Consider the following 11,830-nt stretch of genomic DNA (forward strand, 5'->3'; position numbering starts at 1 on the left):
GCTAGAACTCTTCGGATCTTTCCATAAATCCCAAAATACTGCTCTCCAGATACCAAAGCGAACGACCGATTCTCTTAGAAATAAGCTGACCTTCGCTCACATATCTTCGAAGCTGCCGGTCGGTACGCATTAACATATGCATTGCATTGCGCTGATCGATCCAGCGGTCTGGGTGACCCTGTACTTTAATTGGTATGAGCTGAAGTTTCTGCTGAAATAGTATTTCAGCCAATACACTTAAAATTTGTTGTAGTAGTTCTTTCATTGTTGTTTAAGAGTTAATTTATAATCGGTTATTTTATTTAACAAATGTATTTGATGACCTTCACAATATTTTGATTAAAACTCTTATTTCCTTACCAAGGCACCTAAAATGGATACGAATAGACTTTTATTTTCGATTTTTGACAGATTATCTCTATTACAAATGGGATTTGCATCGCAAAGCGAGAAATTAGAAATATTTTAACCTTTAATTATGGTATGTTAGCGAAAATTAATCTCGACGAATCACCCCCTAACCAAATTCAAATAATGACTCTTCTCTCTAAAAGTCTGGCAATCCGCTTGGCACTATCAATATTTTTAGCTCATATTTTCGCAAGTGTTGGTCAGGATAAAGGTCCTTGGGAAATTATCAACACCAAGGGATATTTTGCAGCCTTACTTATTGGAACAGTATGTAGCATGCTTATTTCCTTCGTTATCATGCAAGTGACTACGAAACTAAATAGTCGTAAACCATGGAAAGAATTCCCGGTACTTAGACCTAGCCTACAGCTCCTTTTTGGAGTATTATTTCCATTTGGGCTCATCTTTGTTCTTATCACCATTTATTTTGCCATCGCCCATATCTGGATTTTAGATTCCGGTTGGCTAAAGCATTGTGCTGCGTACGTTTTCATCGCCTTACTATTCGGAAACATTGGAACTGAAATGATAGCCCCTAAACTAGTGGCGATTCCACTCATGATAACGGAAGATCCGATTCCTCTACCGGAGATTAAGCATAAGGTAAAAATGTTTAAAGAACATATTTTTACGGAATTGATCTACATGAAGTCCGAGGACCGGGATAACCTCATTATGTTTAACGATGGAATTCGAAGCAAATACCATGAGACGGTCACTGCTACTTTGAAACACCTAAACGAGGATGAGTATATTAATTTGGGACGGGCAGGTGTGGTAAGGCTAAGCGCTATCTATAAGGCTCGGTTAGTAGGGCCAAGAAGAAACAAACTTAAAATTTTCTTAAATGGGCATGATGACCTAAAAATTATTCTTAGTGAAGATCTTACCAGAGAACACAAGGAATTATTTAAACAATATCTTTCGGTAGACTGATAAAACAACCAACGGAGCTCCGAGCGAACAACTAGGTAACTTCGAGCATACTCGGAGGGCAAAGGCATGCCTTTGCCCTCTAAATACGCCTTCAGCAGTCTCTGAGTCCTCAAGTTGTCAAGAGGGTGGAAACTAAAATTAAATAGCCCTGTTTATATTTTTTGTTACCTTTGCGCCAATCGAAATGAGAAAATTAGATAAAGTTTCATATAACCCTGTGACATACCACTGAATTACTCAGTGAATCATTTTCTACCTTACTTTTCCTAGTTAGGGCAATATCCTTATACAATTTTATTTTTTTAAACTTAATTTCTTAAGAATGTTTTCACGTGCACGTTTTTTTGACTTTTCTCAAAAAGTTAATTACAAAACCGAAATATTGGCTGGAATAACTGTGGCTATGACCATGATGCCTGAATCTTTGTCTTTTGCCATTCTAGCAGGTTTTCCGCCTTTAGTGGGATTATATGCAGCCTTTATTATGGGACTTGTTACTTCTATTTTTGGTGGTCGGCCAGGCTTAATTTCTGGTGGTGCAGGAGCTGTCGTTGTAGTTATCATTGCTCTGATGAAGTCAAATGGGATCGAATATGTATTTGCAGCAGTGGCATTAGCAGGCATTATTCAGATTCTGGTTGGATTATTCAAATTGGCCAAGTTTATAAGGCTAGTTCCTCAGCCGGTAATGTATGGCTTTGTAAATGGTTTAGCTGTTATTATTTTTATGGCACAGCTTGAGCAATTTAAGACTGTAGTTAATGGAGAGAAGACCTGGCTAATCGGGCAACCACTTATGATCATGGCAGGACTTGTTGCATTAACCATTGCAATTGTTGTCTTTTTTCCAAAAATAACCAAAGCTGTTCCACCTTCTCTAGTAGCAATTATTGTGGTGTTTTTTATTGTGCTGGGTTTTGGGATTAATACCAAAACAGTAAGTGACATTGCATCGGTTAGCGGAGGTTTTCCACCTTTTCACATTCCAAATATTCCACTTACGATAGAAACTTTTCAGATTATATTACCTTATGCGGTCATCATGGCTGGCGTTGCTTTAACCGAAGGCTTACTGACCTTAAATCTTGTTGATGAAATAACCGGTACCAGGGGTAATGGTAATAGGGAATGTATTGCTCAGGGAAGTGCTAATATTCTAAATGGATTTTTCTTTGGTATGGGAGGTTGTCCAATGATTGCTCAAACTCTGGTCAATTTATCAGCTGGAGCAAGAGCAAGGTTATCCGGAATCGTAGCTTCTTTAACAATTCTTCTTATTATCCTTTTTGGAGCACCAATAATTGGCCTGGTACCTATGGCAGCGCTTACGGGAGTAATGATCATGGTTGCTGTTGGAACCTTCGAATGGGTAAGCTTTAAGATTTTTAATAAAATGCCAAAACAGGATGTTTTTGTTGGGATATTGGTTGCAGTTATTACGGTATGGTTACACAATCTTGCTCTTGCAGTTTTGATTGGGGTAATTATATCTGCACTGGTCTTTGCATGGGAAAGTGCTAAACGTATCAGGGCAAGAAAGTACATTGACAACAAAGGCATTAAACACTATGAAATTTATGGCCCTTTGTTTTTTGGTTCAGTTACTGCATTTTCAGAGAAATTTGATGTAACCGATGATCCTGATGAAGTAATTATCGATTTTAAGGATTGTAAAGTTACTGATATGTCGGCTATTGAAACTCTAAACAAACTTACTGAACGATATCATAAAGTAGGAAAAAAGCTTCATTTAAAACATTTAAGTGAAGATTGCCAGGTATTATTGAAAAATGCAGGCGATGTTATTGACGTTAACATATATGAAGACCCTACCTATCGTGTCGCTATTGACAAAACTTAAATATGATTTAAATCGAGCAGAGCCTTTCTGATTAAAGGCTTTTCCGCTTTTTGTCTTTATCATAATACCCTTGTTAAGTGGTTTCTGATCATAATGAGCTGTCTAAATTCATACATAATCGTTACTTAACCTTTATCCTCAGCCCCTATCCATCAAAATATAGAAGGTTGAAAAACTAGTTTTTGCTGATATTTTCTGCGCCATTCCTTTTCTGATCTTTCGATCAGTTCGGTTAGTTTATGATGGCTGAACAGGTGTTGCCAGGCGAAGCATACTAGATTGGAGAAAGAGATTTTCTCCCTGATGCCCTTTTTGATGATGGTAAAGAGCAATTCGATCTGCCATCTTAATTTATAAAGCAGCCCGATCTGCTCTACGGTCATATCAAAGATATTGTTCAGGAACTGGAAGACATTTTTCTATTCATCATCATAATTAACAACTCTGAGTGGGAATAGGAGCTCTTCCATTTTTATGTTCGTCTTTATAGCTGATCTGTATTTTTTCATCTTTAAAGATACCCCACCGAGATAAAGTGTACCTAGCTTGCTGTCCATTTGGCATACTACTAATAATCAACATAAGCACGGTCGAAAACAGCGATCTGATGGAGCTATAGGTGCAATTTGGAAAGAAAGGTATAGTCATGTGTAACCGCGTCGGCAAAATGGATTAGCTGGGGCACCTGTTCATATGCATTCAGCATGGTATGAACCTTAATGCCACCCTTGCTCTTGCCATCAGCTGTTTTGCGTCCAACGCATTTCTTCATTATGCAGTAAAGCATGCACATTAAATGCTCCCATGATTTGCAGCGCTTGCTGTAATGGTCTGCATTGTGCTCCTTTTCCAAGCTCGCAAATATCGATCGATTGATCATCCCAATTAATTGAGCGAATACCGGCTGTCTGGAAAATGTTTTACCTTTGAGCATACTTTTGTGTGCGGTAACTTAAAGGTATGAAAAACGGGATGGCTTAGGCTATCCCGGTAGTTTTTATCGGGCGGTAATGTATTTATATATATATGAAAAGACTAATGGTGGCCCTATATCTATTAATAGCTTGTCAGTCAATAGCTAAGGGGCAGGCAATATTAAATCAGGTCACTTGGAAGAATGACATTGAAACACGTCAAAAGTGGTTCAAATCAACGATTGAAGAAATCAACAATATGGGGGTTGAGATTCTTAAGCCGAAAGCCTTTTCCGATTACGTAGATGGAATGTTCCGTTTTCCCGAAAACCCCGTTAATGTCCAGGATTTTTATAGTTATTGTCTCATAAACAAAGATTCTTCTATATATATTGGTTTTGCTGTATATTCTGAAACTTCGAAGTCAATCGCAAAACAAAATGCAAATATGAAAATAATGCGTTCGGATTGGGTTAAATATGATGCAGACAGTACTTGGATATACCATACTAGGTATTCTGCGGACACAAATTGTAGCCCAATTGATTTTTATAATACTGCGATTAAATCACTTAGCAATTCTGATGATGTTGCTGAATATCATAGAGTCGAGAACGCTTCTCTTTTAAATCGTTTTTACATCTATAAAACAGTTACCTATCACAAAATCAATGGAGGCTTTATCAGCGTTTCCTATTTCAATCTAGAAAAAGCATGTACCGATAAAAGGCTAGATAAGTTAATAAAAAAGAATAGAAAAATCGTAAGATTTAAATGATGTTGGGCTAAATGTAGTTATCGAGTGCATCACTCAACTTTTCAGCTTTTTGCAATTCTTCGGCTCTGTTGATCAAGGCATCAAACTTCTGGGCATGTACCATTTCTGATGTGAATATCAACAGCATTAGGAGCGTGACGATTTTCATTGTGGTTTCTTTCTAGAATGAAGATAACTAAATTAATATAGGCAATGTATAAAATACGGATCTATGTGGCAGATCTTGATTGAAGCTCTGTTTGTAAACTGTTAGTTATTATTTGATGGAGGCCGATTTTGCTCCCCCCCTTCTAACGGATCGAAGGTGCCAAGGGAAAAGTGCGCCAGCACGACTTTGGCTATTCCAATCACGAGCCGCTTAAAAGAATGAAAGCTGTGAAGCCTGAGAGACATCGAAGGTGAGCTGAACTTAGAAACATACAAAAACAGAGTTAAACACTATTCCTCCAATCATTTATAATTAAACATCATGTAAACGACTTTTAATGAGCCAACAAATCATGAATCAATTTAAGGGTTTCTGTCTGTCCGGGTGATGGGGCTTTTGTATTAACCACAATGCCACTTTTATCAGCCAATGCATAGTGTGGTAAACTTTTAATATTTAATGATTTACCAACAATGGCTGATTGGGTCGGATTCAAAAAATAATTCTCCACAGCAATAATTTTCGCTGCAATCAGGTTTTTCCACCCTACCTCATTTGGAGAGTCCATGCAGAGATATACAAATACTACATCTTTTCCTTTCAATTGCTCTCGGAGTTTTTGCGAGCTCTCCATACCGGCTATGCAAGGTCCACACCACGTTGCCCAGGCATCAAGATAGACTACCTTTCCTTTGTATCTCTTCAATAGATCCCCTAAAAGTTCTTCCCCTTCAAGTTCCTTAGAAGAATTTAGCACCGCTAGGGAGGGTATTCGACTGTGATGTGATTTGTACATCTCCTCTTTGTAGGTCGTAAGAAATTTATTTTTAAGATAAACATTCTTAACGCCCAACTTATAATCCTCAATTGCTGGTTCTAGGTGGTCTATGTGATTTAAATCAAGTTTTTTATAAAGCGCAATGGTAGCACCCAGGTCACGAAGTGCGGGATCTTTAATATTCAAGTAATTTGCAACCTCTTTTTTATTCTCGCGGACTTGGAGAAACTCAGGGCTGTAAGTATTAGATAAAGCTAACATAGCCTTTGATTCCTGCTCGCTGTAATTTGATTTTTCGTTCAAAAATTTAGAAAGAATTTCTTTTTCTGCTGATTTTAAGTTCGGATATTTTTTGATTAAATAGGCTGCCAAATCCTTAAATAGAACCGTCTCTACAGAGTCACGCTTCATGCTGCGCTCAAGAATAGAAAAGAAACTAAATACGAAATCTTTATATTCCCGATTACCTAAAGCAGCAGCTGTCTTGAGTGATGGATTAGGGTCCATAATTGTTTTTAAATTAATGATTTGACCATCCTTGGAGACTTGGCTAGTTTCAATCATAGATTTATAAAAATCGACCATCATTGCTTCCGTAACCTTATTAATTGACAAGTTGTTAAATTGAATAGCTGCCTGTTGAGTGCCATACAGCGCGTTATAGTAAGCCTGCTCTTGAATGAATTTTGAGGTAGGATGCGTTTTAAAATACTGTTTATTAAAACTCAACTGTTCTTTAAATGAGGATAGTGCCCATTCTTTTACCTGTGCTGGTGTAAGTTTGCTATTTTCTACATCCTGATACAAATTTTTAACGCCAGATTCTTGTGCTTGCACATAGGCTTGATACTGGTTGTTTTCTACTGAGAAGCCCCCGTCGAATGTTAATTTTTTAGGCTTTTGCGTATAATTCAATTCCATTACCTGTCCTGGTCTACCGAAAAATGAAAAATAGATCATACCAGTATTGTAGAAGACCTGTCCGTCGTTATTGATTGCTTTGCTAAAGTAGATCTGCTGATAGGTATCAAACTGCATACTTACAGAAAAGTTTCCGGCTGAATCTCTTCTAATCGGTGTAACTACAGCCTTGCCTGTTAAGATGTTTTTATAGTGAAAGAAACACTCATCAATGTCTCTATCATATTCTTTGGTTAATATGATATTTCCCTTTATAGTCAGGTTACCTTGTTGAGAAAAAGCAGCTTGTGTTTGAAGAACTGCCAATGCGAGAAGCAGCAAGGCAGTTGCTAAAGATTTAAATTGTGAGCGCATATTTGGTTATTATTTTAGTGAATATAGATAAATTTTAATAGCCATTATTTTTTTGTCTGTATACAATGGGGTTCTTTAAGCTAAACTATAATATAAATCGCCTTATAGCTATGTACATTAATACCCACATGAAATCTTCGTTTTTTGAGATGTTTAGATTTTCCTTGCAGTGTGTTAGACTATAGGAAAAGTTAAAGTTGATGATTTTGCTTCTGCTAAAATTAAAATTGAAGTTTTAAAACAAGATGTTATTTTTGTATCTTTAATTATATTGGCAAGTAAATCAACAAGTAGATCAAGAACAAGCGATGGGTTTGCTTATCTAACTAAGCGAATTGTTGTAAGTAAAGCAAAAAGTGCTGGTAAAGCTGCTGCTAAGAATGCAATGGAACTGATGGGTTATGTAGTGACTGTTAAAGGGGGCTGGGTAGTGAAGGAATATCAGGATGGAAAGTTCGAACAAATCGAAAAGCTTCAAGAGGCTTAATTCTATCATCTCTTGTCGGAACAAATCACACCACAACTTCGTCTTAGGGTTTTTGCCGGTCCAAATGGTTCAGGTAAAAGTACCGTTATCAAAAGGATTCGTGAAACTGAAGTAAATGAGACCTTCAAACTTGACTTAGGGGTTTACATTAATGCAGACGATATTGCACAAAGTTTAAAGACTGATATGTTCTTTTTTCATCCTTACGAGGTAAACTGTAAGTTAGCGGATCTTGTTAAATTTGGTGAAACTTCCGGGTTATTGTCCGACGACTTCTCGGTAGAAAATTTAGTAAATCTATTAAAATTTCTGGACGCAAACTTTCTTTGACCATAGCAGAATGTTTAGATCGTGTTGCGCAAATTATTGCAAGGTTCCTCAGACATGCATTTATTGCAGCTAAGCGACGTTTCTCGTTTGAAACTGTGTTTTCGCACGAATCAAACCTAGATGATATGCGTTTAGCCGCTGAAGCAGGCTACAAGGTTTACCTTTATTTCGTTGGGACGGAATCTCCTGAAATTAATAAGTTCCGCGTAGCGCTAAGAGTTAAAGAAGGTGGACATCATGTTCCGGCCGATCGAATTGGAAAACGATATGTGCGTTCTATGGAGCTGCTTAAAGAAGCGGCAGAGATCGCTTACCAGGGATATTTCTTTGATAACTCCGTTAATAATGAACCTTACCGGCTTGTAGGTCACTTTAAAGTGATCGCAGGCGAAAAAGAATGGGATGTTATTCCCGACGATCAGATGTCCATATGGCTTAGAAAATACTATCCTAGATCATAAATTAGGTAGCTGAGGGGACAACTGTTTAGGTTAAATTCTCGGGTTATTGTCAACTTTAAATTAACATTCAGTCGGATAACTGAATGTTAGCTATTTTTTACAAATTGCAATTTTTATAACCCCTTACATGAGATCTGACCTAATTAACGAGATGGCCACCAAGCCACACTACCCCATACTAGACGGTCTTCGCGGTGTTGCAGCCATAATCGTGGTAACATTTCACCTGGCCGAACCATTCTCAACAAGTAATTTAGATAAATTCGTTAATCACGGTTACCTGGCTGTCGACTTTTTCTTTTTATTATCGGGTTTCGTAATCGGTTATGCTTACGACGATCGCTGGAATAAAACGACGGTTGGTATTTTTTTGAAACGCCGTATTGAACGTCTTCAACCAATGGTGGTTTTGGGGATGACCCTTGGCGCTATCGGATTCTATTTTACGGATTCTACGCTATGGCCGCTTATTCATACTATTCCTCTCTGGAAGATGCTACTGGTGATGCTGATCGGTTATACTATTCTTCCCGTACCCTTATCACTTGATATACGTGGCTGGGCAGAGATGCACCCGCTAAATAGCGTGGGATGGTCATTGTTTTTTGAATACATTGCCAACATTCTTTATGCCGTTTGGATCAGGAAATTTTCAATATTGGCGCTAAGTATCCTGGTAGGCATAGCTGCTATCGCACTCACACACCTGGCAATCACTAACGGCGACGTCAGTGGTGGCTGGACATTGAATTTGGAGCAGGTACGCATTGGGTTTACCCGTACTATGTACCCTTTCTTTGCCGGTCTATTACTATCACGTGTAGCGAAGCCGACCCGAATTAAAAATGCCTTTTTATGGTGCAGCCTTCTGGTAGCTATTGTACTATATATGCCGCGCATTGGCGGTGCCGAACATGTTTGGATGAACGGAATCTATGATTCTGTTTGCATTATTATTGTTTTCCCTCTTATAGTATATCTTGGCGCAAGTGGCGTGATGCAAACTCAAAGAGAAAACAGGATATGCAAATTCTTAGGTAATATATCCTACCCGCTTTACATGATACATTACCCACTGGTCTACTTTTACGTTGCATGGATCAGCAATAATAAGGGAATAACGATGGTACAGGCCTGGCCATATGCATTACTTATTTTGATAGCTGCAGTCGTTTTGGCCTATGCCGCATTGAAATGGTATGATGAGCCAGTGCGCAAATGGTTGCGGAAAAAGCTTGCATAGGATCGGTTCAATCTAAATTAAAGCCATCTTTTTCTCTTGAACCAAATAAAGATTAGAAAAGTGACTATAGCCATCAACCCCATCACACCCGGGTAACCCAATTTCCATCCCAGTTCAGGCATGTAATTAAAGTTCATCCCATAGATGCCGACAATAAAGGTAAGTGGCATAAAAAAAACAGAAAAAATCGTCAACACCCGCATGGTATCATTAGTGCGCTGCGAGGAAGCCGAAAAATAGATGTTCAACAATTGGTGAATATTTTCTGAAAGTGCATCGAACATGTTCTGAAGCTTTACATACTGATCTCTTGTATCCCTCGTATTTACATTTCCTTCTGCTGCTGAGTCAATAGAGTCAATGATTTCGAAGGACAGGATAAGCATCCTCCTCAGCAGGTCTATTTTACGCTTGATATAATATAATCCTTTTAACAACGGAACTTTCTTTGGCCTTAAAAAGACAATTTCTTCAAAATAGTCTACAGACTTGGAGATTTTGTTCAGCGGTTTTTCATAGGTATTCAGACAGGCTAAGATCAACAGGTTAAGTAGCTCCCTGCTATTCTTGCACCCATTTGCCCTCATCTGATCAAGTAGTCCGTCAAAAAGCACCTGTTTGCGCCTGTGGATGGTAATGATAAATTTATCTGAAACGAATACTGCAATTTTATTGGTAAGTTCTTGGATACTATCGGCCTCAGGCAGATCGTTGTCTATGTGTATCCTGAATATGATAAAGGCGTAGTCCTGCATCCGTTCATATTTCGGCAAGTGATCTGGCTGCATACAATCGTTCACCAATGCCGGATGGAGTTTATACTTATCTGCAAGCTTTAGTAGCTCTTCGGCATCCGGATTGACAAGGTCTATCCATTCAAAGCCGTTCTCTTTAAGGTTTGCAATCTCAGTCATATTAGATTTTTAACAAATAAAGGTAAAAATGATAAATGACATTCGGTTTAATAAAAGCTAATATATTTGGTACAATTCCTAGAGCTTATTCGGTGTATATCTTATTATTAATCCATAACCGGGTATTGGGCAGTAACTTACAGATTCTTTTGATACCTGCTTCATCGATGCTACCGTCCATTGCAAAACCTTCTATCTTCATTTTTCCCATTTCGTCGGGGATATTTATTTTATCAATAAAAGAGATGGTCAGTTTTTTAATTTCCTTTAATTCCAATATCTCCTTTGGAACAGTCTGCACTTGTATATTAATCCCGAAATATGGATCATCTGCATAGTTTTTCTTTATTCTTTCCGCAAGGCGCTTGTCATTTTCAGAATCCTTTTTTCTGATCATCCAGCCAATCGCAGGCTTCAGGGCAAAAGTCTTGCTATTCTGCTCAAGCCCGGTAAATCCCGCCCACATTTCTAAGGGGGTAGTCTCCGTACCTTCATTAGAAACAGTAAGAAAATCCAGATCCACCTTTACCATTTCTGAAGGCAATCCATCCATACCAGATAAAGATTTTAGTGTATTTCTCTTACCTGTTTTGGTGTAAGGGAAAAATTTAACAATCCAGCCATCGATTACTTTTGGTGCTCCATATTCTTTCAAGGTATGGTATTTAAACATATTCCTCCAAAAATCTTTGTCTGCATTTCCGTTAGATGCTTTGACAAATTCTTTTAATAACGGCTCTATTTCATCGATCCACCAGCTCAATTCATATTTTTTTAAATAACGCGTTTTGTCTAGCACCATCCGCCAGTCTTTAGGCGTACCTTCAAGTGTAATCTCGGGAATGCCGCATTTAATGTAAATCATCACAAACGCGAAGTAAGGCTTTACTGCTTCCATTAAGGTGAGCTGTGAAGCAGCCCTGGAAACAGACGTAGTAGTGGAGAAATTAGCCGTTGCCACTTTACTGAGTTCTTTGCCTGCAAAAGCATCCAGCTGACTGGTGAATTTTGGGAAAGCTTTTTCCCAGGGACTATCTGGATCTTCGAGCAAAATGCCTTGATTTTTGACGACTAATTTTACTTTACCAGCTTGATTTCAACTTCAAATACACTTAGGTCAGCGTCTGTCATCATCATCTCATGATAGATCCGCTCCGTAGCCGTAAGTTTAATCAAGCTGGTTGGCTTTTCAAGTTGTTCTACTTTAATAGTGACCCCTTTTTGTCCAAAAGCGATAACTGGGAATACTAACAGCAGCGTAACGAGCGATTTGAACATTGAAGTACATTTGGTA

General features: G+C 38.2%; 16 protein-coding genes. 7 read left to right on the forward strand and 9 right to left on the reverse strand.

Annotated features, from left to right (window positions below; translation table 11 throughout):
* Nucleotide 1 precedes the first annotated feature (1 nt).
* A complete protein-coding gene (locus ACHFIZ_RS13125; protein WP_410886564.1) occupies nucleotides 2-265 on the reverse strand; it encodes a hypothetical protein in 264 nt (87 codons plus the stop codon).
* Between the two features lie 269 nt (nucleotides 266-534).
* Between ACHFIZ_RS13125 and ACHFIZ_RS13130 the strand changes: the two genes are divergently transcribed.
* Both ACHFIZ_RS13130 and ACHFIZ_RS13135 read left to right on the forward strand, forming a co-directional pair.
* Nucleotides 535-1,347 carry a hypothetical protein gene (locus ACHFIZ_RS13130; protein WP_410886566.1) on the forward strand — a complete coding sequence of 271 codons (813 nt, stop codon included), beginning with the start codon at nucleotides 535-537 and terminating at the stop codon, nucleotides 1,345-1,347.
* Nucleotides 1,348-1,669: 322 nt separating this feature from the next.
* A complete protein-coding gene (locus ACHFIZ_RS13135) occupies nucleotides 1,670-3,208 on the forward strand; it encodes a SulP family inorganic anion transporter (protein WP_410886568.1) in 1,539 nt (512 codons plus the stop codon).
* Nucleotides 3,209-3,360: 152 nt separating this feature from the next.
* Here the strand turns inward: ACHFIZ_RS13135 and ACHFIZ_RS13140 are convergent, their stop codons facing one another.
* From ACHFIZ_RS13140 to ACHFIZ_RS13150, 3 genes are read right to left on the reverse strand one after another with little or no spacing between them, the layout of a single operon-like run.
* Nucleotides 3,361-3,591 carry a hypothetical protein gene (locus ACHFIZ_RS13140; protein WP_410886570.1) on the reverse strand — a complete coding sequence of 77 codons (231 nt, stop codon included), beginning with the start codon at nucleotides 3,589-3,591 and terminating at the stop codon, nucleotides 3,361-3,363.
* A gap of 36 nt (nucleotides 3,592-3,627) precedes the next feature.
* On the reverse strand, nucleotides 3,628-3,765 hold the full coding sequence (locus ACHFIZ_RS13145) for a hypothetical protein (protein ID WP_410886572.1): 138 nt from the start codon (nucleotides 3,763-3,765) through the stop codon (nucleotides 3,628-3,630).
* Nucleotides 3,766-3,821: 56 nt separating this feature from the next.
* Complete coding sequence (locus ACHFIZ_RS13150; protein ID WP_410886574.1) at nucleotides 3,822-4,142, reverse strand: DUF4372 domain-containing protein; 321 nt, start codon at nucleotides 4,140-4,142, stop codon at nucleotides 3,822-3,824.
* Nucleotides 4,143-4,234: 92 nt separating this feature from the next.
* On the opposite strand from ACHFIZ_RS13150, the gene ACHFIZ_RS13155 reads away from it, so the two are divergent.
* A complete protein-coding gene (locus ACHFIZ_RS13155; protein ID WP_410886576.1) occupies nucleotides 4,235-4,900 on the forward strand; it encodes a hypothetical protein in 666 nt (221 codons plus the stop codon).
* A 7-nt stretch (nucleotides 4,901-4,907) separates the two neighbouring features.
* Here the strand turns inward: ACHFIZ_RS13155 and ACHFIZ_RS13160 are convergent, their stop codons facing one another.
* Both ACHFIZ_RS13160 and ACHFIZ_RS13165 read right to left on the reverse strand, forming a co-directional pair.
* Nucleotides 4,908-5,048, reverse strand: coding sequence for a hypothetical protein (locus tag ACHFIZ_RS13160; protein ID WP_410886578.1), 141 nt, complete (start codon nucleotides 5,046-5,048; stop codon nucleotides 4,908-4,910).
* A gap of 334 nt (nucleotides 5,049-5,382) precedes the next feature.
* Entirely contained in the window at nucleotides 5,383-7,101 is a 1,719-nt protein-coding gene (locus tag ACHFIZ_RS13165; RefSeq protein WP_410886580.1) for a TlpA family protein disulfide reductase, read from the reverse strand.
* A 271-nt stretch (nucleotides 7,102-7,372) separates the two neighbouring features.
* Here ACHFIZ_RS13165 and ACHFIZ_RS13170 point away from each other — a divergent pair, with 271 nt between their 5' ends.
* From ACHFIZ_RS13170 to ACHFIZ_RS13185, 4 genes are all read left to right on the forward strand, one after another.
* Complete coding sequence (locus tag ACHFIZ_RS13170) at nucleotides 7,373-7,588, forward strand: hypothetical protein (RefSeq protein WP_410886582.1); 216 nt, start codon at nucleotides 7,373-7,375, stop codon at nucleotides 7,586-7,588.
* Nucleotides 7,589-7,600: 12 nt separating this feature from the next.
* A complete protein-coding gene (locus ACHFIZ_RS13175; protein WP_410886584.1) occupies nucleotides 7,601-7,918 on the forward strand; it encodes a hypothetical protein in 318 nt (105 codons plus the stop codon).
* Entirely contained in the window at nucleotides 7,915-8,379 is a 465-nt protein-coding gene (locus ACHFIZ_RS13180; protein WP_410886586.1) for a hypothetical protein, read from the forward strand. The genes ACHFIZ_RS13175 and ACHFIZ_RS13180 overlap by 4 nt, the downstream gene beginning before the upstream one ends.
* A gap of 127 nt (nucleotides 8,380-8,506) precedes the next feature.
* Nucleotides 8,507-9,622: an acyltransferase family protein gene (locus ACHFIZ_RS13185; RefSeq protein ID WP_410886588.1), complete on the forward strand. Its 1,116-nt coding sequence runs from the start codon at nucleotides 8,507-8,509 to the stop codon at nucleotides 9,620-9,622.
* A 17-nt stretch (nucleotides 9,623-9,639) separates the two neighbouring features.
* Here the strand turns inward: ACHFIZ_RS13185 and ACHFIZ_RS13190 are convergent, their stop codons facing one another.
* From ACHFIZ_RS13190 to ACHFIZ_RS13200, 3 genes are all read right to left on the reverse strand, one after another.
* Nucleotides 9,640-10,536: a CorA family divalent cation transporter gene (locus ACHFIZ_RS13190; RefSeq protein ID WP_410886590.1), complete on the reverse strand. Its 897-nt coding sequence runs from the start codon at nucleotides 10,534-10,536 to the stop codon at nucleotides 9,640-9,642.
* Nucleotides 10,537-10,621: 85 nt separating this feature from the next.
* On the reverse strand, nucleotides 10,622-11,587 hold the full coding sequence (locus ACHFIZ_RS13195; protein WP_410886592.1) for a DUF4419 domain-containing protein: 966 nt from the start codon (nucleotides 11,585-11,587) through the stop codon (nucleotides 10,622-10,624).
* Between the two features lie 26 nt (nucleotides 11,588-11,613).
* Nucleotides 11,614-11,814, reverse strand: a complete 201-nt coding sequence (locus ACHFIZ_RS13200) for a hypothetical protein (RefSeq protein WP_410886594.1) — start codon at nucleotides 11,812-11,814, stop codon at nucleotides 11,614-11,616.
* Between the last annotated feature and the right edge of the window lie 16 nt (nucleotides 11,815-11,830).

This window comes from Pedobacter sp. JCM 36344 (genome assembly GCF_046546555.1).
In the GTDB taxonomy this organism is placed as follows: Bacteria; Bacteroidota; Bacteroidia; order Sphingobacteriales; family Sphingobacteriaceae; genus Pedobacter.

Excerpts from the sequence above, each read along its gene's own strand:
- ACHFIZ_RS13125 (WP_410886564.1), bottom strand. The coding sequence starts at position 265 with ATGAAAGAACTACTACAACAAATTTTAAGTGTATTGGCTGAAATACTA.
- ACHFIZ_RS13155 (WP_410886576.1), top strand. The coding sequence starts at position 4,235 with ATGAAAAGACTAATGGTGGCCCTATATCTATTAATAGCTTGTCAGTCA.
- ACHFIZ_RS13130 (WP_410886566.1), top strand. The coding sequence starts at position 535 with ATGACTCTTCTCTCTAAAAGTCTGGCAATCCGCTTGGCACTATCAATA.
- ACHFIZ_RS13185 (WP_410886588.1), top strand. The coding sequence starts at position 8,507 with ATGAGATCTGACCTAATTAACGAGATGGCCACCAAGCCACACTACCCC.
- ACHFIZ_RS13165 (WP_410886580.1), bottom strand. The coding sequence starts at position 7,101 with ATGCGCTCACAATTTAAATCTTTAGCAACTGCCTTGCTGCTTCTCGCA.
- ACHFIZ_RS13160 (WP_410886578.1), bottom strand. The coding sequence starts at position 5,048 with ATGAAAATCGTCACGCTCCTAATGCTGTTGATATTCACATCAGAAATG.
- ACHFIZ_RS13140 (WP_410886570.1), bottom strand. The coding sequence starts at position 3,591 with ATGACCGTAGAGCAGATCGGGCTGCTTTATAAATTAAGATGGCAGATC.
- ACHFIZ_RS13135 (WP_410886568.1), top strand. The coding sequence starts at position 1,670 with ATGTTTTCACGTGCACGTTTTTTTGACTTTTCTCAAAAAGTTAATTAC.
- ACHFIZ_RS13150 (WP_410886574.1), bottom strand. The coding sequence starts at position 4,142 with ATGCTCAAAGGTAAAACATTTTCCAGACAGCCGGTATTCGCTCAATTA.
- ACHFIZ_RS13145 (WP_410886572.1), bottom strand. The coding sequence starts at position 3,765 with ATGGACAGCAAGCTAGGTACACTTTATCTCGGTGGGGTATCTTTAAAG.
- ACHFIZ_RS13200 (WP_410886594.1), bottom strand. The coding sequence starts at position 11,814 with ATGTTCAAATCGCTCGTTACGCTGCTGTTAGTATTCCCAGTTATCGCT.
- ACHFIZ_RS13190 (WP_410886590.1), bottom strand. The coding sequence starts at position 10,536 with ATGACTGAGATTGCAAACCTTAAAGAGAACGGCTTTGAATGGATAGAC.